Source organism: Paenibacillus sp. FSL H8-0537, assembly GCF_038051995.1.
In the GTDB taxonomy this organism is placed as follows: Bacteria; Bacillota; Bacilli; order Paenibacillales; family Paenibacillaceae; genus Pristimantibacillus.
In genome coordinates this window covers 6194335-6218644 of record NZ_CP150290.1, presented here as the reverse complement: position 1 = coordinate 6218644, position 24310 = coordinate 6194335, and the positions used below count along the sequence as shown (strand labels likewise).

The 24310-nt window shown below is 43.2% G+C and carries 20 protein-coding genes and 4 pseudogenes; 15 read left to right on the top strand and 9 right to left on the bottom strand.

Annotated features, from left to right (window positions below; all coding sequences use genetic code 11):
• The first annotated feature begins 8 nt into the window (after positions 1-8).
• The 3 genes from MHB80_RS26265 (at position 9) to MHB80_RS26255 (ending at position 4860) form a co-directional block, all read left to right on the top strand.
• Positions 9-2162 carry a serine hydrolase domain-containing protein gene (locus tag MHB80_RS26265; protein WP_341279723.1) on the top strand — a complete coding sequence of 718 codons (2154 nt, stop codon included), beginning with the start codon at positions 9-11 and terminating at the stop codon, positions 2160-2162.
• 57 nt (positions 2163-2219) lie between these two features.
• Positions 2220-3161 (top strand): alpha/beta hydrolase, encoded by a 942-nt coding sequence (locus MHB80_RS26260; protein WP_341279722.1) that lies wholly within the window; start codon positions 2220-2222, stop codon positions 3159-3161.
• Positions 3162-3399: 238 nt separating this feature from the next.
• The gene (locus tag MHB80_RS26255) at positions 3400-4860 is read left to right on the top strand and encodes an IS1182 family transposase (protein ID WP_341277701.1); all 1461 of its coding nucleotides are present in this window, start codon (positions 3400-3402) and stop codon (positions 4858-4860) included.
• A gap of 319 nt (positions 4861-5179) precedes the next feature.
• Here MHB80_RS26255 and MHB80_RS26250 read toward each other — a convergent pair.
• Positions 5180-5452, bottom strand: a pseudogene (locus MHB80_RS26250) (transposase); the annotation flags it as partial.
• A 518-nt stretch (positions 5453-5970) separates the two neighbouring features.
• On the opposite strand from MHB80_RS26250, the pseudogene MHB80_RS26245 reads away from it, so the two are divergent.
• The 7 genes and pseudogenes from MHB80_RS26245 to MHB80_RS26215 all read left to right on the top strand — a co-directional run.
• Positions 5971-6066: pseudogene (locus tag MHB80_RS26245) on the top strand (nucleosidase); the annotation flags it as partial.
• Between the two features lie 106 nt (positions 6067-6172).
• On the top strand, positions 6173-6298 hold the full coding sequence (locus MHB80_RS26240) for a hypothetical protein (RefSeq protein WP_341279721.1): 126 nt from the start codon (positions 6173-6175) through the stop codon (positions 6296-6298).
• Positions 6299-6419: 121 nt separating this feature from the next.
• Positions 6420-6566 (top strand): annotated as a pseudogene (locus MHB80_RS26235) (transposase); the annotation flags it as partial.
• A 361-nt stretch (positions 6567-6927) separates the two neighbouring features.
• Positions 6928-7581, top strand: a complete 654-nt coding sequence (locus MHB80_RS26230; protein WP_341279720.1) for a nucleotidyltransferase family protein — start codon at positions 6928-6930, stop codon at positions 7579-7581.
• A gap of 60 nt (positions 7582-7641) precedes the next feature.
• Positions 7642-8049, top strand: a complete 408-nt coding sequence (locus MHB80_RS26225) for an N-acetyltransferase (RefSeq protein ID WP_341279719.1) — start codon at positions 7642-7644, stop codon at positions 8047-8049.
• Between the two features lie 835 nt (positions 8050-8884).
• A pseudogene (locus tag MHB80_RS26220) lies at positions 8885-9046 on the top strand (transposase); the annotation flags it as partial.
• 338 nt (positions 9047-9384) lie between these two features.
• Complete coding sequence (locus MHB80_RS26215; RefSeq protein WP_341279718.1) at positions 9385-10116, top strand: helix-turn-helix domain-containing protein; 732 nt, start codon at positions 9385-9387, stop codon at positions 10114-10116.
• Positions 10117-10224: 108 nt separating this feature from the next.
• Here the strand turns inward: MHB80_RS26215 and MHB80_RS26210 are convergent, their stop codons facing one another.
• From MHB80_RS26210 to MHB80_RS26175, 8 genes are all read right to left on the bottom strand, one after another.
• The gene (locus tag MHB80_RS26210) at positions 10225-11223 is read right to left on the bottom strand and encodes a 2,3-diaminopropionate biosynthesis protein SbnB (RefSeq protein ID WP_341279717.1); all 999 of its coding nucleotides are present in this window, start codon (positions 11221-11223) and stop codon (positions 10225-10227) included.
• Positions 11224-11250: 27 nt separating this feature from the next.
• Positions 11251-12462, bottom strand: coding sequence for a hypothetical protein (locus MHB80_RS26205; RefSeq protein WP_341279716.1), 1212 nt, complete (start codon positions 12460-12462; stop codon positions 11251-11253).
• A 30-nt stretch (positions 12463-12492) separates the two neighbouring features.
• Entirely contained in the window at positions 12493-12732 is a 240-nt protein-coding gene (locus tag MHB80_RS26200; RefSeq protein ID WP_341279715.1) for a phosphopantetheine-binding protein, read from the bottom strand.
• 19 nt (positions 12733-12751) lie between these two features.
• Positions 12752-13744: a YpdA family putative bacillithiol disulfide reductase gene (locus MHB80_RS26195; protein WP_341279714.1), complete on the bottom strand. Its 993-nt coding sequence runs from the start codon at positions 13742-13744 to the stop codon at positions 12752-12754.
• A complete protein-coding gene (locus MHB80_RS26190; protein WP_341279713.1) occupies positions 13741-14712 on the bottom strand; it encodes a BtrH N-terminal domain-containing protein in 972 nt (323 codons plus the stop codon). The genes MHB80_RS26195 and MHB80_RS26190 overlap by 4 nt, the downstream gene beginning before the upstream one ends.
• 2 nt (positions 14713-14714) lie before the next feature.
• A complete protein-coding gene (locus MHB80_RS26185) occupies positions 14715-15539 on the bottom strand; it encodes a pyrroline-5-carboxylate reductase dimerization domain-containing protein (protein WP_341279712.1) in 825 nt (274 codons plus the stop codon).
• Between the two features lie 127 nt (positions 15540-15666).
• On the bottom strand, positions 15667-16641 hold the full coding sequence (locus tag MHB80_RS26180) for a hypothetical protein (RefSeq protein WP_341279711.1): 975 nt from the start codon (positions 16639-16641) through the stop codon (positions 15667-15669).
• A 19-nt stretch (positions 16642-16660) separates the two neighbouring features.
• A complete protein-coding gene (locus MHB80_RS26175) occupies positions 16661-17647 on the bottom strand; it encodes a 3-oxoacyl-[acyl-carrier-protein] synthase III C-terminal domain-containing protein (RefSeq protein ID WP_341279710.1) in 987 nt (328 codons plus the stop codon).
• Positions 17648-17758: 111 nt separating this feature from the next.
• Here MHB80_RS26175 and MHB80_RS26170 point away from each other — a divergent pair, with 111 nt between their 5' ends.
• From MHB80_RS26170 to MHB80_RS26150, 5 genes are all read left to right on the top strand, one after another.
• Complete coding sequence (locus MHB80_RS26170) at positions 17759-18685, top strand: 3-oxoacyl-[acyl-carrier-protein] synthase III C-terminal domain-containing protein (protein ID WP_341279709.1); 927 nt, start codon at positions 17759-17761, stop codon at positions 18683-18685.
• Between the two features lie 116 nt (positions 18686-18801).
• Positions 18802-20013, top strand: a complete 1212-nt coding sequence (locus tag MHB80_RS26165; protein WP_341283084.1) for an LL-diaminopimelate aminotransferase — start codon at positions 18802-18804, stop codon at positions 20011-20013.
• Positions 20010-20408: a hypothetical protein gene (locus MHB80_RS26160; protein WP_341279708.1), complete on the top strand. Its 399-nt coding sequence runs from the start codon at positions 20010-20012 to the stop codon at positions 20406-20408. Before MHB80_RS26165 ends, MHB80_RS26160 begins: the two co-directional genes overlap by 4 nt.
• Positions 20383-21426, top strand: coding sequence for a hypothetical protein (locus MHB80_RS26155; protein WP_341279707.1), 1044 nt, complete (start codon positions 20383-20385; stop codon positions 21424-21426). Before MHB80_RS26160 ends, MHB80_RS26155 begins: the two co-directional genes overlap by 26 nt.
• 57 nt (positions 21427-21483) lie before the next feature.
• Positions 21484-24291 carry an AMP-binding protein gene (locus MHB80_RS26150; RefSeq protein ID WP_341283083.1) on the top strand — a complete coding sequence of 936 codons (2808 nt, stop codon included), beginning with the start codon at positions 21484-21486 and terminating at the stop codon, positions 24289-24291.
• The last annotated feature ends 19 nt before the right edge of the window (positions 24292-24310 follow it).

Genomic DNA, 24310 nt, shown 5'->3' with positions numbered 1-24310 from the left:
ACACAATTATGAAGACAGGAGTAGATGCTAGAGTGAAACCAAGAGAGGAAACAAAAAAGAAGATGAGTATGAGGACAGCAAGAAAAAGGAATACTTTAGCTGCTGTGACTCTCATACTGACGATACTTGCTCCAATGTCTGCAATGGCCGCACCGACTGCCATGAATAACAACAGCAACCTTACGTATGAGACAACGAAGAACACCGTGATCGAAAAAGCCAAATTACTAACCGAGACGTACGGCACGACGAGTCTGCAATATGCGCTCATCGATGGTGGAGAGATTGTGGTGTCCGGTCAAACCGGCAAGAACGATATAAACGACAAGGTACCACTTACTTCGAACACGATCTATGGCATCGGTTCAACCAGTAAAATGATGCTTACAGCCACTGTAATGAAGCTGGTTGACGAAGGCAAGATCGATTTGGATGTGCCTGTTGTGAATTATATCCCTGACTTTAAAATGAAAGATAACCGTTACAAGAAGATTACCCCCCGTATGTTGCTGAATCATTCCTCCGGTTTTCTGGGCGGCTCATTCAGCAATGCCACCTTGTACGGAGATAATGACACGTATTCACATGATACGTTTCTGGAGCAATTGGCGAATCAAAACCTGAAGGCAGATCCCGGCGCATACTCAGTCTACAGCAACGATGGCTTTACGTTAGCCGAGATTCTGGTCGAAAGAGTTAGCGGCATCGCTTTTACCGCATTTATACACAAATATTTTACAGAGCCTTTGGATATGAACCATACCAAAACACCACAGGATGTGGTTGACCCGGCAGAAATGGCGGGAATCTATTCCCCTTTTTATGAGGGACAACTTCCAAAAGAGAATTATAATATCATCGCTACTGGAGGTATATATTCCACCGCTGAAGATCTTGTGAAATTTTCACAAATCTTCTCAGGACAGGTCGAAGGCATTCTTTCCAGTAAGTCGGTAGAAGCTATGGCGCAAGAAGAGTATAAAAGAGGCATGTGGCCAGAGGATAGCGATACGTTTATGTCTTACGGGTTAGGGTGGGATAGTGTGAACATGTTCCCATTCAACGAATACGGCATTAAGGCTGTTATGAAAGGTGGAGATACGCTATCTTATCAGTCTTCATTAGTGGTACTCCCGGAATACAACATGGCTGCAGCAGTTATCTCTTCAGGCGGGTCAAGCTTAACCAATCAATTCATTGCGAATGAATTATTACTCAGCGCACTTGAGGAAAAGGACATGATTACAGAACGGAAATCGGAAAAATCATTTGGCGTACCAGTGAAGGCAGATATACCTAAGGGAATGTCCAAGTACGCTGGTATATATGGCGGCAATAATTCGGTTATGAATATCAAAATAAATACGGCAGGACAAATGACTGTATCCACACTTGCAGCTCCGAATAATCCGGCTCAAAAATACACATATACAGCAGATGGTACTTTTGTTAACGACGAGGGTACAGAAAAGCTGAAATTCGTTGTGGAGAAAAATGGGAATACCTACCTGTGGTCTCGATCTTATATATCCATTCCAGGACTTGGACAGCTGGCTTTCTCAGAATATAAGGCGGAGAAGCTTAAAGCCAATGAATTATCCAAGGAGACTAACGCCTCATGGAAAAAACGCGACGGTAAAAAATATTACCTAGTGAATGAGAAATACACATCAATGGTCTATCTCAATGCTTCATCGATCCTGGCTATTCATATTAATAAAGAGAATCCAGGGTATATGTCCAATAATAAGATTATTGGAGCAAACGAAGCAGTCAATCCATTGCAAATTCCAGGTACTGCCGGACGTGATACGATGGACATTCATTTTTCTAAAAAGAACGGAGGAGAGTATCTTACAGCCTTAGGTTATGTATACGCCAGTGAGGAACTTGTGAAACCACTCCATTCGGGTAAACAATCCGCAACAACTATTCAAGCAGATGGATATGCCAAATGGTTTTCGGTACCAACGACTGTGAAAGGAAAAGTCATGACAGTGAAAATGCCTGCAAATGGCGCCTTTGCTGTATATGACCAGACGGGTATTTGTATTAATCACACCGTGGTCAGCGGTAAGAATGAGGTTGTCTTACCAGAAAATGGCCGCATTGTATTTGCAGGTGAGGCTGGCTCCAAATTTGAAATTTCATTGAAAAAGTAAAAATAATGAATGTCCAAACGACTGTACAACAAACAAACTCAACAGGAGACAACCATCATGATGAAAAAAATATTAATCATTTTGCTCAAAATATTCGGAGCCATAGTTATCGTTTTTGCATTATTTATTGCCACTGTTTTTATTATTAATGCATTTAGCAACAAATCGGAGGAAGGGAAAATAAAACCCTATGGCCAGTTTGTAGCGGTTGACGGGAAAAACATGAATGTGCTGATTCAAGGAAAAGGCGAAGAAACGGTGGTATTACTTCCTGGATATGGAACGCCAGCCCCGGCCCTTGATTTTAAACCGCTAATCGATGAGCTATCTCCATTTTACAAAGTCGTCGTAATTGAGCCTTTCGGTTATGGTTTAAGTGACGTAACTGAAAAAGAGCGTACCACTGAAAATATGGTTAGTGAAGTTCATGAAGCATTACAGCAACTTGATATTCATCGTTACACGCTCATGGGTCACTCTATTTCAGGGATTTACGGACTGGATTATGTGAACAAATATCCAAACGAAGTAAGTGCCTTTGTCGGGATTGAAAGCAGCGTTCCAACGCAAGGCGGTACGGATGATCCATTCCCGACAGAAACGTATAAACTGCTTAAAAAATCAGGGTTCTACCGATTGTTAATGAAATTGGCCCCTGACCAACTGCTTGCACCCGACGTTGATGATGAAACCAGAGAACAAATTAGAATGCTTTCACTCAAAAATACGTTTAATCCGAACAACCTGAATGAAGGCGAAAATTTCGGGCCTAATTTCAAAGCAACTGAGAGCTTGTTCTTCCCCAAAGATCTTCCTGTTATTTTCTTTTTACAAGCAAATGATACTGAAACGAAAAATTGGATACCTCTTCATGAGGAGCAAATAAAAAATTCGGTACATGGAAAAGTGATGACATTTGAAGGAGAGCACTATTTGCACTATACCCGATCAAAAGAAATCGTGGAAAATTTCAGGGGATTTATGAATGAAATAAAATAAAAGATATCAATGAGTGCCGAAAAAAGATACTTCGTCCATGGATTTGGATAATCTGGACCCTTAGTCAAGGACACTTTGAAAAAAAGAATTAAGCTGCACGTAAGAGATGATTCCTGTACTGCACGAGGCCACTGAAAAAGTCCACACCTTAGAAATAGAATACCTTTCCTCGATTTTGCGAGGAAGGGTATTCTGTTTTGCTGTATAATAGCTGTAATAATTCTAGGCGGTGTCTCGGATGATTTCAAATCAACAAACTCTTAACCTCAGCCCGTATGTGGGAATTTACGATATAGTTGTACCTAAAGATAATATGCTCCGCCAAATTATTGACCTTGTTGATTTTTCTTTTGTCCATGAAGAATTACAAAATAAATATTGCCTTGATAACGGTCGCAATGCAGTACCTCCTATACGTATGTTCAAATATTTATTATTGAAATCTATTTTCGATGTATCCGATGTGGATGTTGTAGAACGATCGAAATATGACATGTCTTTTAAATATTTCTTGGATATGGCGCCGGAAGATGGCGTCATTAATTCGAGTTCTTTAACGAAGTTTCGAAAACTTCGTTTGAAAGATGTAAACCTACTAGACATACTTATTCAAAAAACAGTAGCGATTGCATTGGAAAAAGAAATCATAAAAAGTACCGCGATTATTGTAGACGCCACACATTCAAAAGCGCGTTACAATCAAAAATCACCCAAAGAGATTTTAATGGAGAAGTCCAAGCTGCTACGAAAAGCCGTTTATCAAATGGATGAAAAGATGAAAGATAAATTCCCTTCAAAAACAACAACAAACAAATTGGAAGATGAATTGGACTATTGCCGAAAAGTCATTCAGGCTGTGGAAAAGGAAGAAAAGATTCGCGAATACCCAAAAGTAAAAGAAAAGCTGAACTATTTAAAAGAAATCGTAGAAGATCACGAAGAGCATCTTCAATTCGCAAATGATCCGGATGCACGTTTAGGTCACAAAACAGCCGACTCCTCTTTCTTCGGATATAAAACACATCTTGCAATGAATGAAGAACGAATCATTACAGCAGCGGTGATTACGACGGGTGAAAAGAATGATGGAAAACAACTTCAAACTCTCATCGAAAAAAGTCATGACACAGGTATGAAGATCGATACCGTTATTGGAGATGCAGCCTATTCTGAAAAAGATAATATTCAGTATGCCAATCACAACGAATTACAATTAATATCAAAATTAAACCCTAATATCACACAAGGAACTCGTAAAAAAGAAGAGGAATTTGAGTTTAATAAAGATGCAGGTATGTACGTTTGTAAAGCTGGACATATGGCGATTCAAAGAGCGCGCACAGGTAAGAAAGGTATGAATAATAACCAAAAGAATACCTACATGTTTGACATTGAAAAATGCAAAGTATGTCCAATGAAAGACGGGTGCTATAAAGAAGGTGCGAAAAGTAAAACCTATTCTGTAACCATCAAATCCACCGAACATAAGGAACATGAGGCATTTCAAAATAGTGATGATTTCAAGGAGAAATCGAAAGAACGTTATAAAATTGAAGCGAAAAACAGTGAACTCAAGCATAGACACGGGTATGATGTTGCATCGTCCTCGGGTCTTGTTGGCATGCAAATGCAAGGTGCCATGGCCATATTTTCTGTTAATCTCAAGCGAATCATTACACTCATGAAAGATTCAAAGTAAAAGAATAAAGAGAAAGGCGATATTCCGTTCCAATGTGAACGAAATTTCGCCTTTTTGATTTAAAACAAATCTTAACAAATTATAAACGTAAGTTTTTCAGTGGCCTCGTACTGCACAGGAGTCATCTTTTTAAATCCACGTGTCCGTTGCAAGAGGGAGGTGGAGGGTAGCGGATAAGTTATGAGCTAAGAGTTCACCTGTGGAGGCATCCAGAATGGTTGACAAATAAGCCATCTGGGAGTGGCCATACGCCGGTAGGGAGGGACTGGCTTTTCGATGTGGACATACGAGGTTAAAAGTTCTCATCAACCTACGAATTTGGAGAGACGTCTATTCCGTACAGATGCTGGAGGTGATCTTGGATATCCCTCGTACTGACACCTTTCGCGTACATTGCGATGATTTGATCCTCAATACCGGTGACGGTTGATTGGTGCTTCTTATAGCCGAGCTCCGTATCCAGCTCAGCCTCCAGCATAGATTGCAGTGTCTCTGGAAATAGCATCTTCACGGCTGACTGTACATCTTCCATCGTCTTGAGGTTGTTTTTCTTCACAAACGCCTCCACTTGTTCCTTATTATATCTCGCCATAGGTGCCATCCTCTCAAACCAGCCTTTCTTCTATTGTAATAGGATTTGAGAGTTTACATAGAATGTTATACAGACTCGAAAATCCCGAAGATCCTGTTTTACTAGACATTATTAACTTAACATTGCTTAAAAAATCTGAGGAGAGAGGATTTTCTTTGGGAAACTGGTAGCGAGGCTAACTGGATGGGCTATCACATTGCAACCCTGCTCGCGTTACATGATCATTTTGCCGGGCTTGATTGGAATGCGCTCCCTAAATTTCAAGTAATTGATTAACCAAATCAAGTTTGTTTTCCCGATAAGTTTCAAAAACTATCAGAAGTAGAATATACGCCGGAGGATATCCTCAAGGTACAAAAGATATTTACGGCATTCAACAATCACTTAAGTTTGCGTAAAGAAAATCCAACTCAAATCATTCTTATCGAACACGCAGATGAGATTACCTGGGCGTCACATAAAGATATTGTTCACCTTGTTAAGAGATGGAGGGAAGATGATTCTTCAGAGGATGTGCAATAACGCTTACTGATAAATATCGTGAAATTATGGGAGTATCTTCACTAAAAGTATGGGAGGCACTGTTAGCTAATCATTCAAATGAAATAAGAGGCTAAACGGATGCATACTTTCTAGGTTACTACTTAGGCTCCCTCTATGAAATAAATGGAAAATTTGATAAAATACAATTAGAGTAGAGAATAGAAAAGAGGTCAGCACGTGAAGCTAAGTTCAGAACAGATTCTATCGATTAGCAATGGAGATCCGGAGATAGCAGCGTTCATCACGTTGCTGACGAATCGGATGGAACAACTGGAAGATCGTGTGAAAGATCTGGAAAGATAACTCGGTCAAAACTCAAAAAATAGCAGCAAACCGCCCTCCAGTGATGGGCTGGGTAAACCTACCAACTTGCGTAAATCCGGCGGCAAAAAAAGGAGCGCCTGCTGGTCATGAGGGGCATACCCTTCGCTTTATTCGTGATGCGCGCGTTCCCTTCGACAATAATCAGGCCGAACGCGATATCCGGATGGCCAAAGTCAAAGTGTCAGGGACATTTGGAGCGTTGGGTTATGCCAAGCACTTTGCACGCATTCGCAGCATGACTTCAACGTTTAGAAAACTATGGTCATAATGCAGAGCCAGAAGAGTTCTACAGGTACTCAAATGATTGATCTTTATGTGATTCATTAATGATAGTGATATAGATGTCTGAATTAATTATGCTAAAACCAGGTATTCACTGCTGACGGCATAGTTTAGCGTACAATATGAAAGTAATCAATTGATCAAATGCCAATATTCCCGATTGATTACATAAACGCTGGGGGCGAAGTAAGGATGTTTATACAAATGCGAGAGATCCGATGCGATAGAGCATATGATCGATTTGTGGTAATTTTTTCGAAAATGGAGAGTAGAGAGTGGATCTCCTCTGTATTCATGTGGCGAAATATAAATAGCTGTTGCCCTTGGTGAGTGATGTGAAGAAGAAGGTTGTTGGTGTATATTTGGCGGCAGGTAGCAGCAAGCGAATGGGGACGTCGAAGCAGTCGTTGGATTTAGGTGGAGGAATTCGCCTTGCCGGCGTTGCCTTGATGCAAGCACTTAATGCCGGACTGTATTGTGTGGTTGTTGTAGTACGTAAAGCTGATGAACTGGATTGGTTGACTGAAGAAGCTTTTTTGCATATTGAAAGGGGACGGTGTCGGATTGAGGTATGTGAGGATTCTGAATTCGGCATGGCACATTCATTGCGCAAGGGCATCCAAGTGGCTGAAGAGATGGACGCAGATGGTGTTTTAGTCATTTTGGCGGATCAGCCTTTCATAGATAGTGAAATGCTAGCTCACCTTACGGATGTGTTTAGTAAGGAAGATGACTATGATTATATAGCCAGTGGGGATAAGGGGATACCGAAGCCTCCGGTTATTTTGGGGCGAAGGATGTGGGCAGCGGTTGCCTCTTTGGAAGGGGACGTAGGGGCACGCTCTTTGTTTCGCTTACCGATGTACCATGGACGAATCTTGGCAGAGGAAAACCTATTAAAATTTATGGATATAGACACAATGGAACGATATGAAAAGGCGAAAAAAATCTTCAGGGGTAGCATCAATAAGTTTGAGTAAGGCAGTAGTATAACCTCAACTATGTGGCAAAATATAAATCAAAGGCAGGGGAAGAGTTGAATGGAACTCAAAATTGCATCGAATGTATATGGTCATCAAACAGTATCATTTTTCAATTCATATTTACGTCGAGATAACGATGCAATTTATTCGTTTGAATTTTTTTGTCCTGATGGGGTAAAGGCTGCTATAGGCAGAAAACAGATTCTTTTGGCTCTAGATAATCAAAGAATCGTTGGGGCTTTACGTTTTTATAAGAAAAAAAGCGGTGTCATATCACTTTATCAATTTGCTATTGATGAAGCATATAGAAAACAAAACTTACTTGTTGCAATGCTAGAAATGATCAAGGTGAGCAGTGTCGAATCCTTATGCCCTATCAATTCTACATTCAATGACTACTATAGAAAATCAGGATGGTCTTTATCAGGTCAATTTAAGAACTTAAACCGATGGACATATGGATGAATCAAGTTGAGTTTAGAGAACTTGATTAACGAAAAAACGCTTCATCGTAACACCGAAAGGCTTAGGTCTGTTCGGAAGTGCTGATGTAAGTACCACCCTAATTATATTATTATTAGGGTGGTACTTATCGATGTGGACGCCAAGAAGCGATAAAGATAACTTGATTGCTAAGATGTTTCGAGTAACGATAGCGCTTGAAAAACCGTGGGAACTTACGCATATTGAAATACGATGATAAAAATGAAGCCTGGCACTTGATTTGGACACATGCTCTCTTTATCTCATTCTTTCACAGCTTTTCAAATCATAAGCGATCCGCCTCAATTGGAATAGGCTGAATGAAACAATTAGCTGGTACGTGCGCTTCAGATCAACGGTTAACTTACGATATCCGCAGTTGTAGCCGTCGCCTGAAATCAGATCCATCCGCTGCCAAACATTTTGCTCGTATGCGCGGCGTTATTTCCACGTTGCTAAGCAGCATCTCCCCGTTCTCTCGTCTCTCTCCGATGCCTTAAAAGACCAATTCAACTTCTAAACCACCTAAGTAGTTACTCATGAAGAGACATTTTAGTAGATGCAAACAAATATTAGTTCATTTTGATGCTGATGGAAAGTGAAATATTTTAGCGATTTGCAGGATAAAAGGCAGGAAGGGAAAGTGTATCATCGTCAAACGGATCGTTTTCAACGTACTTAAGGTCAACCCCAAGCGGTAAAACATCCCCTTTTGCCCCGACAGGATAGAACCAGATACCTCCTGTATACAAGAGAGGAGAAGTTTGTAAAAGATCAATAAAGACCATCAAACGATTGGCTAGTAGAATAGGGGGTTGTGAATTCGCCGTGGGTTATCCCGCGATATTTAAATATTGAAGCACAGTTCCAAACAGTAGAAGTGTCATTTGATAAATTTCACGTCATGAAACAGGTCAATGAAGCCGTTGATGATATGCGCAAATCGGAACAGCGTGATGCGCCACAGCTAAAGAAGACCTGATAGCAACAGTGCTTCAAGTTCCCCATTCTTCGTTATACTAAATGCTTATGAAACTCTCAAAACCAGGCATTGCTATGAATCTAGTTAATAACTTGTTACTCGCTCAATAGAGCGAAGGGGTAAAAAACTCGTTTCTGTATAAAAGTTCCATTTAGAGGAATTGGTTGATTATTTTTCAAATTAACGTATGATTAACGATTAAAAAACATTATTTTATGGACTGCTGCAAAAAATTCCTGTAGAGTTGAATTATGGCGATTGATGCAAAACCATAGGTGAATAGTAGCTTTGGGTTGACTAAAAGTTGGCTAGAGAAACTAGGAGGGAAATAATTCATGAATATTGTGGTAGTTAGTGATGATAAAAGTCTCTTCACGGATACTAAGCAGTGTGTCTTGAATGATGAAGTCGGCATCATCCATCTTAGTGATATCGAGTATTTGCAGCCTATTATTTCATATATGGATGTTTTGGCAGTCATATGGTGTAGTTCTAATTTTGCTGGGAACAGTGTTAAAACATATATGGAGCTTGCTGGAAACTGGAACTGTCCTGTATTGATTTTAGGGGAAGCGCTTACATCAAATCATTTCCCAAAAATGGAATCTAATCGTAAAAATATTATGATTAAAAACTACAGTACGAACCCTATGCGTAGGGATCACCTTAAACATTTTATTCAAATGTTAGATAACAATCATAAAAAGATGGAAGGAGACATTGAAATATCTCCTCATATCATTTTGAGCACTGACTTTCAATTGTTATTAACTGAAGGGAACTTTATTCCTTTGCCTGGTAAAGAGTTCGAATTACTAATGTTTTTTGTAAAGAATAGGTATCGTTTTGTTAGTATTCAACACATTTTACTTACGATCTGGGATGAATATACGACCCCTGAGAACGCTAGGCAGTATATCTATAAATTACGGTGCAAGCTTCGCAGCGAAAAGCATCCCTCAGATATAATCATTTATAAAAAAGGTATGGGTTATATGCTACTAGATAATAAGACACAGGGTATTATGTCTCATTTGGCAAATTATCGATCCAGAGTTCAATCATAATCGTTGTTGATGAAAGAACGAAGGCTCCCTCATTTAAGTATTTGAATTACACTGAGGAGCCTTTAGCCTGATTCATGCATACTCTTTTTGAATATTTCAGTTATATTTTTATTGCATGTTGGTATACGGCGTTTGGGCTTCATCTCCAAGAGAATATCCAATTTCGTTTGCAAGCGCCAGTTGGTAATAATACGTACAAACAGCGATATCGAAAATTGCCATTCCCATAGGGTTAAAGAAGATGGGATGGTTCTCTGGAAGGGTCGAGAAGGCTTGGCCGCAGACAATATCTTCAATGGTTTGCACATGTTCTTTGTGCAAGCCTCGTTTGACATGTAGTACTTCAATGTCAGTGCCGGCTCGGCATACCTCCTCCCAATTATCTACAAAGATAGAGGGAGTGCAATCCATGATAGCTGGTGTAAAATCCCTTAGAGAAATATTCAGAAGAAGGGCATTGTTTTTAGGAGGCTGATCAATATAGCCCAATTTGGAAACTGTACAGGTGATGAAGATGTCAGACGCTTGGTATACCTCTTGCCAAGTTTTCTTTTGTTGAAATTTGCTGCCGTATGCTTTTTCGAATGGACCTGGATCGAAGCCGCACAAATCGTAGACGAGAATGCTGCCGATTCGATCACCTAGTAAAGCAGTAGCCATTTGCAAATGCATTTGGCCGATAGGTCCGAACCCAACGATACCCAGAGTGACGTCATCTAGGTGTCGATAGGCTTCAAGCTGCTGGATGATAAGTCCGCTAACGGCTGCCGTGCGGATTCCACTCAACAGGGCCGTATTGAATATCGCAAGCGGAACCCCGCTGTTCATATCGTTCAAGATGGTTACACAATGCGCTCGCGGAAGTCCCTGTTTTGTGTTGTTCGGAAAACTGGCGATCCATTTCAAGCCGGCCATGTTGGTGTTTCCCCCGACAGATGCCGGCATCGCAATGATGCGGTTTTCTGGATTGTTAAAATGCAGATACGGTTTAATAGGCTGTGTATAATCCCCTTGAGAGAGGGCAACTACACTTTCCTCAATTGTTCTAATCGCTGCATGCCAATTGATTCCGAGTTGTAAAATATGTTGGGTAGTCAAATATAACATTCATATCCCTCACTCTTTTGTATTCGATTAAACCTTCTGGACCATATGATAAGTTCGCTGCTCGTTCCATTTTACAAATTGGTGTTGAATGGCAGGAGGCCAGTTCTCTTTAGCTAAGCCGTATTGTGCAAGGAAGGCCAGAACCCATCGTTCTAATCCGAAGGCCAGGCAGCCAGTAACGGCAGGCTTGCCATCGGCTTTGATGGAGAAAGAATCACCAAATACATTGCCGTGGTAATTGCTGGATGCTACGGCTAGGCTTGAATTCAAATACGGAACGGTGAAGCGCAGCTCGTATTTCATCTCTAAATCTCTTTGGAAAAATGATTTAATATTGTAGTCGTTAGTGAAAAATGGATCATTGGCATTCTCAAAAAATCCGTCTGTCATCCATTCCGATAAGCATTCCTTTAATAATGTATGGGAGGCTGCTCTATTGGATTGGACGAATTCATCCGATCCAACGAAAATGATTTCCCTCATGGAAAAGTCAAGCAGTCTGCCAAATGCATCATGATTATTACTTTCATAGCGACTGCAGCGGCCTACGGCTGTGACAATTTGTCCTTCTTTGATTTGCTCAGCTTCAAGCGCTTGGTAACAGTGATAGCAAACTGCAGGGTTTTTGGTGTAAGGCGCTGGCTTCAAATGAGCGCTCTCTAACTGTTCGACATGTAATCCTCCTGAATCTTTGACAGACTGAGTAAAGTCGTCAATCGCTGTGAAGTCCTCGGATAAATGGCTTGTAAACAGTACATGCTGCGGAAAAGAGGTGAAGTGGTTCGTCTTGTTCAAGGTTGAGATGGAAATGAGCGATGGGTAATATTCCAACTTTGCTTTTAGCGGTCCAGCAATTTTGGAGACGATGTACTGATCCAGAAACTCAATCAGCAAGGAGAAGGGCTCCCGGTACGTATACATGCCCTGACCGCTGGGTATGAGAATTTTATTGCGGATAAGCTCTTCAAGAATGTTGGAAGAATAAGGAACAGATACCGAATTCGTAAACTCAATTTTTTGCTTATAGATGAGATTGCGTGGTCCGATTATCCGATTCAAGGCTTCATGCGTCAAATGAAGAGCTGTCGGTTCATCCAATTCCTCAAACGAAGCTATCAATACAGGACCTTCAGCCTGACATACACTAGAAAACTGGCTGGATACAAATTTCAGCAAATAGTTGAGCTGATCGATATGCTGAGGATCAATTTGCTTTTTCAAAGGAATGGTTATTTCCATTAGAGCTACCTCCAAGACCTTGCAGGTCTATTATTTTTTGGATATGGGACTTTTTAGATGAACGTATTGCATAATTTTTTGGATGGTTGAGAAGGTCTCGAAGGTCAAGTCGTTATCCGAAACTTCCATGTCAAACTTTAGTTCGAGATCAACAATGAGATGTATGAACTTAATGGAATTGAGACCTGCCAAAAATAAATCTTCATCATCCGAAATCGTAGGACTAACGGTCATTTGTTTGGAAATAAGCTCGATGATCAACTCTCTCACTAGGGATGATCTCCTTTCCTTATACGAGGATACCAATACGTCGGGCGATGTTGGTGATGATTTTGGAAGCATGGAATCGGCCTGTAGAGATTTGATAGGTGTTCACATCTCTACCACCTGCGTACACGCCTGCAACATAGATGCCTGGAACGTTTGATTCCATCGTACCGTCATTAAATAAAGGAGCTCCAGTATCAGGACTAAATTGTACGCCTAGCGAATCAAGCATTTCATATTGGGGTTGAAACCCAACTAATTTCAGCACAAAATCGTTCTCGATCGCAATCGGGCCATCTGGTGTATGAATATGAACGCGATCTTGCTCGATAGCCGTTACAGTTGAAGAGAAATGGGCTTTAATTTGACCGGCATCCATTAATTTGCGAGCCTCCGCCAACATCCATCTTTTTGGTGTATAAGAAAGATTATCTCCACGATGGACCAAGGTCACTTGCGCATCAACGGCGCACAAGTCGATTATGGCCTCTAGTCCGGAATGCCCGGTGCCAATGATAAGTACTTTTTGATTAGCGAAAAAATGGGCTTCCGTAAACAAATGCAGTACTTTCGGCAGTTCCTCTCCGTCAATTCCCAATTTTCGCGGGTTGCTGACAAACCCAGTTGCAAAAACGACATTGCGCGCCCGATAGACATTGGTTTGTCCACGTTGTTGAGAGGTCACCGTATAAAAACGGTCGTTGCCTTCTTGTACCTGCTCCACGTGAGTCACTTCTTCATATTGATGAATATCCAAATCGAAGTGCTTGACTACTTTATAATAGTATCGCATCGCATCCTTTTTCCGTGGAGGCCCATAGTCCAGTGTGAACGGCACCCCGCCTATCTCGAAATCTTCACAAGCGCCGAACAAGGTCACATAGGTAGGGAATTGGGTGATGTGATTAACGATGCAGCCTTTTTCCAGCACGAGGTAGTCTAAATTGTTTTTTTTCGCTTCTATAGCTGTAGCTATGCCGCATGGGCCTCCGCCAATAATGATGACGTCCTTCATATGACCACCCGCTTCATTCGATTGGTTAGGTTGGAGTAACTTTCCATAATTTCATTCTCGTGTTGGGTAATGAACTCCAGCTCGATTAATGCCTTCGTATAATATTTTTCCTGTTTTGTTAGATGGCCTTTAAGTAAGTAGTTGGCCAGAAGAATCCAACGACCGCTTTGACGGTTAAATTGTTCAGGCAGATTGCCTGCATCGAAGTATCTGGTTAGGAAGTCAGCATGCTGCTTTCGATAGACAGATACATGTTTTAACTTGGAGAACAAATTTAACATTGGGATATATTGCTGGAAGAAATCATCTCCTATCGTAATATCCCCTGCCAATTGGCTCATTGCCGGGAACCCGGCTGTGCGATTGTCGTTCTGCGTCATACTGGCTATGTTCGACTGAATAATAGCTTCCAGTTGCTCTGGTCCTAAAATAGGTATGCCGTCCAGAGAACCGACCAGCATGGGCTGAGATTCATCGTAGGCTTCGCTGAACGCAACTTCCAATGTGGAACGAGGAATCATATGGAAGGGTTCATCGGCAAAAAAATCGACGATATGGTATACATCCGCTACAGGGTCATAACCGTTCACAAGCACATAATGGCGTTCTCTATGCTTTTTATAATAAAGAAGATCATAGGGCATTTCATAACGTTCGACGAATAACATAGGAAGTCGTTCTGCAGTTAGATGATTAGTGATTTTGCAGTGGAGGTTATCCAAACCGCCTTCATCTGGCTGAATGCGGATATGAAAGTAAGTGTCCAGCAGGTGGTTCCTTTCATCGCTGGTATTAAACTGGCTGACCCAGTAATAAATTAAAGGGTCCCTGCGATAGTTAAAGCGCCAGAAAGCCCCAGTAATATCTTGCGAGTTCAGCATTCCCTTTGCTTTTAATCTTGCTATGCAATAAACTGTCACACAATCCGCAAGCTGGCCCTCAATAGGGCTGACCTCAACTTTATACACGTCTATTTCGCTCCTATCGGCTTATTTTGGCGGCTCATTGCCTTGATTAAATGATGTTTCTCCAGAGTTCGCTCGAATACCTCATCAAATACAGCCGGAAGCCCGCTGCGCAGAACATTAACGCCTTCTTGGGTAATGCCGCCCTTTGTAGCGACCTTGGTGACAAGTTCGTCGAACCGCATCTTTTGTTCATAGAGCAGTTTGACCGTTCCATACAAGGTTGTAATAACCATTTCTTCAGCTTCTTCACGGGTTAGGCGACTATGGCGAACACCGGAAGCGACAAATTCATCGAACATGGAAGCGATTAAACCAGGAGCACAGCTTGTTAAGTCGGCAGCCGCTTCAAAATCATCTTCCTCAATGCGTTTTATATCTCCTAATGCTTGAAGCAGCTTATAGAGGGCTGCGATATCGACTTCTTTAACATGCTGATTGTGGCAAACAAGCGTCATTCCTACCTTTACTTGGGAAGTGAGGGTTGGAATTATTTTTGTGATTTTTGCATCGTAGTAAGCTTCTAAATCCCTGATTTCGATAGAAGCTGCTGTGGAAACCAGATGGGTCCCATGGAGATGGTCGGAAATCTGTGCCATAACCGCGCCTATTTCAAGAGGCTTGACACACAGGAAAAGCAAATCTGCCCGCTGTGCTAATTCCTCTGGTGTGTGAGTGATTTGAATAGATGGATATTTATTAATGATCTCCAGCTTCTTTGGGCTCCTGGTGTGAATAATCAAATGTTCAGGCTTTAGTAGACCGCGCTCCAAAAAGCTTTCACATAATAAACGACCTATGTTTCCGTAGCCAATAATGCCAATATTCATCAAAAAACCACCTTTCCGATCAAAAAAAGCGAGGGGTTCGATGTAGATATACGCTTAATTGTAGTCAAGGGAGGTACCGCAATTCCATAACTCTACTGTTAGTTTTGCATGCGCAATCCATCAAAAATTATGCGAGTTTTCGGAGCAGGATGACTCCTGCCGTATGAAGCGGTCCTACGAATAACAGCAGGATCAGGTCTCCCACCAGAAATTTCTCCCGTTTGTGGGCCTCTTCAAGGGATACCAAACAGTCACTAGTAAGTAAGTTGCAGGTCGGGGCGAACGTGCGACGATAAATAGGTGTCTGGCCTCCGGACAGCTCGGCTAATACAGCGTGCAGTGTCGAGTCGAACGACTGTGGAATGATCATCCGGAGTTCTGAATAGCTGATGCCCCAGCTTGCCATGGCTCGCTGCAAGAGGTCGGATGCAGCATCAAGAAGCAAGTCCTTTCCGGTTGCTTCTTTGTTCAATACGAAGGAAGCGATGTCCATCGATTCAATAAAATAAGCGCCTTCCCTAGGAGTTGATGATACCAGGCAGGCGACGGAGCAATCCCCTTTGGGATACACGTCCAAGCTACTGCGCATTTGCGGTGGTGCTAGCTGGTCAGCTGTTATAATGACGGCGGTTTGCTGTGCCGTGGGGGGAGCGTCGCTCCATAAGATTTGAGTTGTTTGCAGGGCGCCTATGAAGGCGGCCGACCCTTGTTGCGAGACAGCGAACGGGAGGGTGCGCTTCATCTTCAATTCCTTTTTCAGCTTTATGGCAGGTGTTAAATAAAGGCTTGGTTCTACCGTTTCATGGCAATAAATCAGGAGACTGCTTTGAGGAAACAAGTCGGGCTCTTTGTTGCTGAGCTTTAATGCTGCTGCGAGGCCAAGGTCTGATGCGGCTTGAATGCTAATAAGCGTAGGCTCGGTTAAGCTGCTCCGTTGCGGCAGCCCTTGATCCAGCATGTCATACTCTTCATATAAGGCGAATAAGCAGTTGTCCCTATCATTGAGGGGTCTTTCGCAGATTTTATCCTCCTGGGAGACGACTTGTCCTTTCAAATTCGGGGTAATATGACTGATATATAAATTCACGTGATTGTATGACATACGTATTCCCCTTAATTCTTTAATGTTGAAATAGGGTGCAGCCAAATGTGCTGCCGTTTCCTGCCGTTAACGTCATAAAGTAATCACCTTGTCGCAAGCGTCCTTCTTTGACTGCCATGTCCAAATGAATTAAAGGATCTGTATTATGGGCATGTCCAATCTCTGACAATGTCGGGTAATACAAACGCTCGCTAGGCACCTTCAATGCCTGAGCTACCTTTTTCCAAGTGGTATCGTTGATATTGCTGACGATAAGCAGGCGGATGTGCTCGACATCCAGATGGTTCTTTTTAAGCATCGAACGTACTATTTTGATTAAGCCCATCGCGAACGTTCGTTGAAACCAAACCAAATCCTCCGGTAACGACTTTTCTCCGTTATAAATCGTTCCCTCGACCGTCAATAAAGAATCGATAATGCGATTAGTCTTCGTTTGGCGTGAAATGAAAGCAGCAGAGGCGGCGTCGGCCATCACCGAGCTGTCCTTCATATAACGAAAATCTTTAACGAACGTCTTGTCGCCAGTAACTAACAGGACGCCATTTACATGCGGATAAAGGCGCAGCATTTTCATTGTAATCTGGAACAGAAAATCCATGCCTGCGCAGTTGACTTGATTAACGGCTAATACTTGCGCATGCTCCAGACGGAATTGTTGTCTAATTTTGGAAAATGGATCAACGAGATGAGGGGAGAACTGAAGTATCGTGCTAGTAAACAGCAGCATATCCACTTCCTGTGGTTGAACGAGTCCTTGTTCAAATAATGGACGCACAGCCTCGAAGAGCATCTGGTCGAGACGCAACTCGTCCTCCACTGCAATCTGTTTCAGTCCGTGATTGGTCAGCAGCGTAAAATCTTCATTTTGCAGACCTAGAAGGTCCCCAAGGCTTGCAATTTCTTTGCGAGCGTCGGGGATATAGTAACTGATATGTTCGACTCCGCCGGTCACCCGTTTGTCATCCTCCTTTCTTAATAGTAACAGCATAATTATTTGGCAACTCATCGTACATCATCCAACTGTTATTCCTTCGTTAGAGTTGTCTTGAGGTACTATTGTTCGTCTCGAAGAGTGACTATAATTAATCATTGCATATAAAATCAGGGGGTGTAGTAAATGATTGGTATACGGGCAGTGACGACGTTCCGTCCCGAGAAGCGGACAGATATTTCAGAATTGGCTGAGCAGATCGGCTTGAGTGAGGAGCAGACTGAAACACTCCGGGACGTTCGTGGATTGAGCTGTGTGATGGACTCGGAAGGACGGACTACGTATGACATGCTGCAAATGGTGATGAGTCGTTTGCTCGAAAAGGTCGATGTCGATCCGGAATCGGTGGCATGCCTATTGTATTCCCATGCCATGCAAAGTCATCCAGGCGGAATGATGTCCTTAGAGAGTCTCAAGAGTTCTTTTGGGATGGAGGGCGTTCCTTCTTTGAGCATATCCGGAATGAACTGTGCGACCGCTATTTTAGCCTTCGATCTGGCTGTCAGTCGGTTGAGGGCATCGTCTAAGAAGTATGCAATTTTATTATTTGCTGAGAAGATCTATACCCCTCTTATGAGGAAAATTGATGATATGACCGTTTTATCCGATGGGGCTGCGGCCTGTTTAATTGAAAAGGGCAGTGAGCGTAATCAAATCATGAGCATCAGTCAGCTTGTGGATGGGAAATTGGCTTCCATCGGCAATTGGAGCGAAGAGGATTATCGGTGGTTCCAACTTTCTTATTTCATGGGCGTGAAAAAAGTTATGCAAGCATCTTTGAAACTTGCTGGCGTGAAAAAAGAGGACGTGCGATGGATTATTCCACATAATGTAAATAAAGATACTTGGTCGTATGCTGCCCGTGCACTTGAATTCCCTGAGCAACATATATTTACAGACAATATTTCTATTTGCGGGCATGTGAATGGTTGTGATCTGCTCATTAATTTGGAAGATATATATAATGGCGGGAGTCTGCAACCCGGAGATGACTACATCATGCTTAGTGTCGGACTTGGCGGTGCATATGGTTGCATGACGATTCGTCATTAAAAATTGCAAGATTAACAGAGGAGTAACATTGCTTTGATTCACACGATTTGCGTTCATTTGTTACAACTTAGATGAACAATAATTATATGAATAGGGGGATGGTGATCTTGCAAAAGATGCAGTTCGAAGGCGCCAAAAGACTGGACGATTTGCCTCCGTATTTATTTTCTGAATTGGAGCAGATGAAACTGGAGCATGAAGCTCAGGGAAACCAAGTGATTGATCTGAGTGTAGGCGACCCTAATTTCCCGACTAGTCCGGAAATTGTTAACGTATTGAATCAAGCTGCTGTTAGTGAGGAGCATCAGCATTATCCGCCGTTTCGGGGCTATCGCCATTTACGTGTAGCCATTGCGGAATGGTATAAGAGAAGGTTTGACATCGAGGTCAATCCCGATACGGAGGTGCTCATCCTTTTGGGCTCCAAAGAAGGACTTTCGCACATATCGCTCGCCTTCCTAGACCCTGGAGACTGCGCATTGGTGCCAAACCCGGGTTATCCGGCTTATCTCGGAGGCATAGCTTTAGCGGGAGGCAAACATGTGGAAATGCCTTTGTTGGAGGAAAATAAGTTTCTTATCGATGTTGATCGTATTGATCCGCTCGTTGCGGAGCGTGCGAAGCTGCTGTTTATGAACTATCCCAATAATCCAACCGGAGAGGTAGCAGATTTGGATGCCTTTACTCGCATAGTGGATTTTGCCAAACAGCACAACATTGTCGTTGTACATGATGCTGCCTACTCGGAGGTGACTTTTGGCGATTACGAGAGTCCGAGCTTTTTACAAGCCAAAGGGGCTAAGGACGTAGGGGTCGAGTTTCACTCTTTTTCCAAAACATTTTGCATGACGGGCTGGAGAATTGGCATGGTTGTAGGTAATGAGGAGGTCATTAACCGGCTGGCCAAGGTCAAAGCGTTTGTGGACTCCGGTGTGTTCGGTGCTATTCAGGAAGCGGCGGCCTATGCGATTGGAACGTATGAAACGATCAAATCAGAGATGAAGTCGGCTTACGAGAAGCGTATACGCATACTTTGCGACGGATTAGCGGCGTATGGTTGGAGGCTGACCCCGCCCAAAGCCGGTTATTTTATTTGGGGGAAAGTACCCGAGGGCTGGAGTTCGATGGATTTTTGCAAAAAGGTGCTCGAAGAGGCTAATGTGATGCTAACGCCTGGCAGCGGATTTGGAAAATATGGTGAAGGCTACGTCCGAATATCTCTGAACGTGAATGACGATCAATTGACTGCATGCATCCAAGCAATCGGAAGTGTATATCAAGTATGTATGGACAACAATCCAAATGGGAAGGTCGGGATGAATAGATGATGGCTGCGAAGGAAATTACAGAAGTGTATGAGAAGTTGTTTGGATTTGTACCGGCGCCGACAAAGGAACGGCATAGCTGGACGTTGGAAGTGAGACCTGATGATTTGGAGCTGCATGAAAGTTTCCGTAAAAACTGCATGCAGTCCGAGCACATCCCGGAAAAGTATGTTCAGTTAATGCTGTTCGGCATGCTGCTAATGGTGATGGCGCCGGGGGCAAAGGTGCATTTGATTGCTTCACGTCGGGCGGGTGCGACATGGGATGAGCTGTATGATGTCATGAAATTAGCATTTTTATTTCGCGGGCTGTCCGCTGCCAATCTTGGCACTGTGTTTATGGAAGAAGTGAGGAAAATGGAAGAGGAGCAAGGTGAGAGCGCTTTGTCAGGCGACTAAGACGATGGAGTCGCACATCAAGGGTCCTATTTTCTTGTCAAATTTGGAAGTGTTCCGGCAAAATGGTTTTTTGGATGCTGTCGTTTCCGATGATGAGCGAGAATGGCATGAACGGCAATCAGAAGGGTATCTCTCTCTGTTCAGAGGGTATGGACTGTGTGACACATCAGCAGCTCAGTCCTCGGAAAAGGCAAGTTCGCCAACCGCAGCAGCAGAGCGGGAAGCTGGAAACGAACGGCTGCTCGAACTGATGAAAGAGACGAGTGCAGTCGTCTTATCCCGTATGGAAGGGACGACCATCGGTCATATGGTCCATTGTCATGAATGGAATCCGCTGCCGGAGATGTTGCCGCCGATTATGCAATTGCACAAGCATTTGAAGATGAAAAAGACGCTTTCTTTTTCCGTAGCGGATCAAGGGTCCGCTGCGCCCTTGGCTTGCATGGAATGGTTAGGGGCAAAGGAACAAGATAAGGAGCGGTGGTCTAGCTTGCTAGTGTGCAGCGACCGGATTCAGTATCCTCAAAGGCGAACTTTGCATGACACTTACCGCAGAGAGGATGCATCGGCCTCATTCGTTATAGGAAACGAGCATCGGGAGTTCCAAATTGTTGATCTGAACATACATACTTGGAGTGCGGGAGGGGCCCACTTTTATGAAATCGATGCTGCAGCTTATGAGGCTTTAGAAATGCAGATGGTCATGCGCATCTTCAGTTATTTCACATCCAACGAATTTGGCGCTAATGGGCCTGTAAAAGTGATTATTCAGCATGTATCGGAGCGCTTTCTGAAAACGGTGGGCGAGCAGCTTCAAGAGGTCGTAGATTTATATATTCGAGACTGGGAGCCGAACGTAAATTTCGGTTGTTCTGACCCGTTATACGGGTTGGTCGAACTTAGAGACAAGCAATTGCTTCAGGCAGAAGATGAAGTCGTTCTCGTCTTTGCCGGTCCACTTGGCGTACTGGGATTTCTCCGCTTGAAGTATGATCTTCATTTGAAAGCAGGGGTTTAAAACGAACTGGAGGTGTGATCCAGAGTGAATATATGGGGTGAAATTCGAGAATCTGCGATGAAGCGTCCCGATAAGACGGCTATTCGTTTTAAAGAGCAAGAGGTCACTTATATGGCGTTAATAGAGAAAGTGGAGTGCTTGGGTGTAAATCTATCTCGTTGGTTGGAAGGCTTCGAATATCCTATTGGTTTGTATATAGGGAACCATTCTGATTTTATCATAGGCTACTATGGTATGCTCAATGCCAAAAAAGTCGTTCATTTGGTTGATAGCAAATGGGGACAGGCGGAGTTGTCGGAGCTGATCACACATACCCATTTGGGCGGATTTCTAATTCGAACTGATGAAGTAGAGACGTTCCCGCTTAGCGAGTGGATTGAGGCTGTGCATACGCATGATGGTCTGACATTGATCACGCTGCGTGCCGAGTATCTTTCCAAAGAATTAAATGCGGAACGCTTGGAAGGAATCGTTTCTTGTCGATATTCATCGGGTACGACCGGGGCCCCTAAATGCATGATGTACGAAGAACGAAACGTGTGGGCTGCAGCTCGTAACTGGTCGCAATCTATTGAATTAAATGAATGCGATATCGTTTATTGCGCAGCCTATCTTACGCACGGCTTGGCTTTTAATACGTCCATACTGGCTCCTCTTAAAGCCGGGGCGACTATCGTGCTTCATCAGGATATAAATCCACGAAGCGTTCTGAAAGTTATTGAAAAGTCAAAGGCGACGATTTTTGTAGCGTTTCCTGTCTTATACGATCTGATGACGACAATTTCTGGAACGCATGTTTTGCGAAGCCTCAGGATGTGCGTATCCTCCGGAACCGTGCTTCATGAAAGCATTAAAAGAAAGTTTAAAGACAAATTTGCCATCGCAATCTCAGATTTGTATGGAGTGGCTGAAACCGGCTTGTCGGTGCTTAGCCAGGGAGACGACTACCAAAGTGTCGGCTACCCGCTGCAGCATGTCAAAATTCGCATTTTAAGTGAGTCGGGGCATGAGCAGAAAAGCGGAGAGAGCGGAGAAATAGCTGTATGGACCGAGTCGCGCGCGCGCGCCTATTATAATTACCCGGATATATTGGAAGGGCGGCTGCTAGATGGTTATTATCTTTCAGGCGATATTGGCTACTTGTCAGAGGCAGGGAAATTGTACATTGTAGGACGCAAATCGGATTTTATCGACGTGGCAGGCAAAAAGGTTGATCCCTATGAGGTGGAAAATGTGTTGAAAGCGACTCCAGGGATCAAGGATGTTGCCGTGTTCGGCTTACCCAACAAGTCGGGGTCCCACGAGATTGTCGCTGTCGCTCTCGTCGCCGATAAAGGCATAACGAGAGAGCAGATTGTAGTGGTTTGTCAGTCGAATTTGACCAGTTACAAATGGCCTCAAGCCATTTACTTTGTGGACGAGATTCCGCGGAACAACAACGGAAAAGTGCTAAGAGAAAAGTTGCGAAAAAAATTCGCGGAGGAAAAAAATGGGTTATTTTATGATATAATAAAAACTAAATTGACCCCTTCAGGAAGCACGAGGCGTTTGTGGATCGGCAATGTGGAAGTGGAGCGGTTTTGGAAAGATAAGTCGCTGCTTTCTTTACCTGGAGACAAAATTAGCCGTTCGCAAGCGATCGTGAACAAGATGGGGGAAATGGTGTTGTTTTTAGCTGGTCCTGATGATGTTGTGTGCCTCAACCATCAGCCAGATGAACAGTTCTTGGCATATGTTAAGCGCTTTCGCGGTGGAAATTTGCCGAAACTAGTTATCCGAGAATCAGGAGTAGAAGAGCTTAATTTAACGGAAAGCTTATTGGAAGATCCGCACTTTTTGGAAGCGCTTAAGAAGGATATTGATCCAAATGTTTGTTTAATTCCCTACGGAACATCGGTTTTGGAGGAGGAGTTAGCACAAACATTAAACATGAGGATAGCGGCGCCTTCAGCTGAAGTGTGCGTGGAGGTAAATAGCAAAGCCTACAGTAGGAGACTGTGCGAGCAAGAGGGTATTCGGCAAGTGCCGGGCTGCGTGGGGGAAACGTTAACGGAATTGGAGGTCGGGTTCAGGAAGCTTATTCCTTTCATGTCCCAAGGCAAGCTGGTTATTAAAGATGCAATGGGGGTTTCCGGTAAAGGGATGGTTCAGTTGGATTCAGAAACGTCCTTTGAAAACCTGATGAAGATGATGAGACGTTCCGCCCGAAAAGCGGGTCACGAACGCGTATCTATGCTTATCGAGCAATGGATCAGCAAAGAGAAAGACTTGAATTATCAAATTTTAGTCACGCGAGACGGTCACATTGAATTGCTGTCTGTTCGTGAAGCCATCGTTCGAGATGGCGTTCATATGGGGCATATGTACCCTGTTTCATTAACCGAGCAACAATCCAGTGCTCTGGAGGATGCCGTAATGAAAATCGGCCGACGATTAATAGAAAGCGGCTTTTTCGGCATTGCTGGAATCGATGCCATGATTGGATGCGATGGGCATTTATATCCATGTTTGGAGATCAATGCCCGATTCAATATGGCTACTTACCAAAATCGGATACTGCAGGAATGGATGCCTCAGCAAAGTGTCATGATGGCTGTGCCTATTTATTGCACATTGCGGGAAAACATATCTTTTGAGAGCGTCCGAGATGCTCTCGGCGAATTGCTCTACTACCCGGGACGGAACTCAGGAGTCCTTATACACGCTTTTTCTACCTTAAATAACGTAAGAAGCGATGGGCAGCCGCGGAAAGGGAGGATGCACACGCTCATAATAGGTAAAACTTTTGAAGAATGTCAATTGCTTTCTTCCCAGACAGAACGGTTGCTTGAAAGACTCGTGATAGAGGGGACAGCCGTGCTTTAACGCATTTAGCTAGAACAAG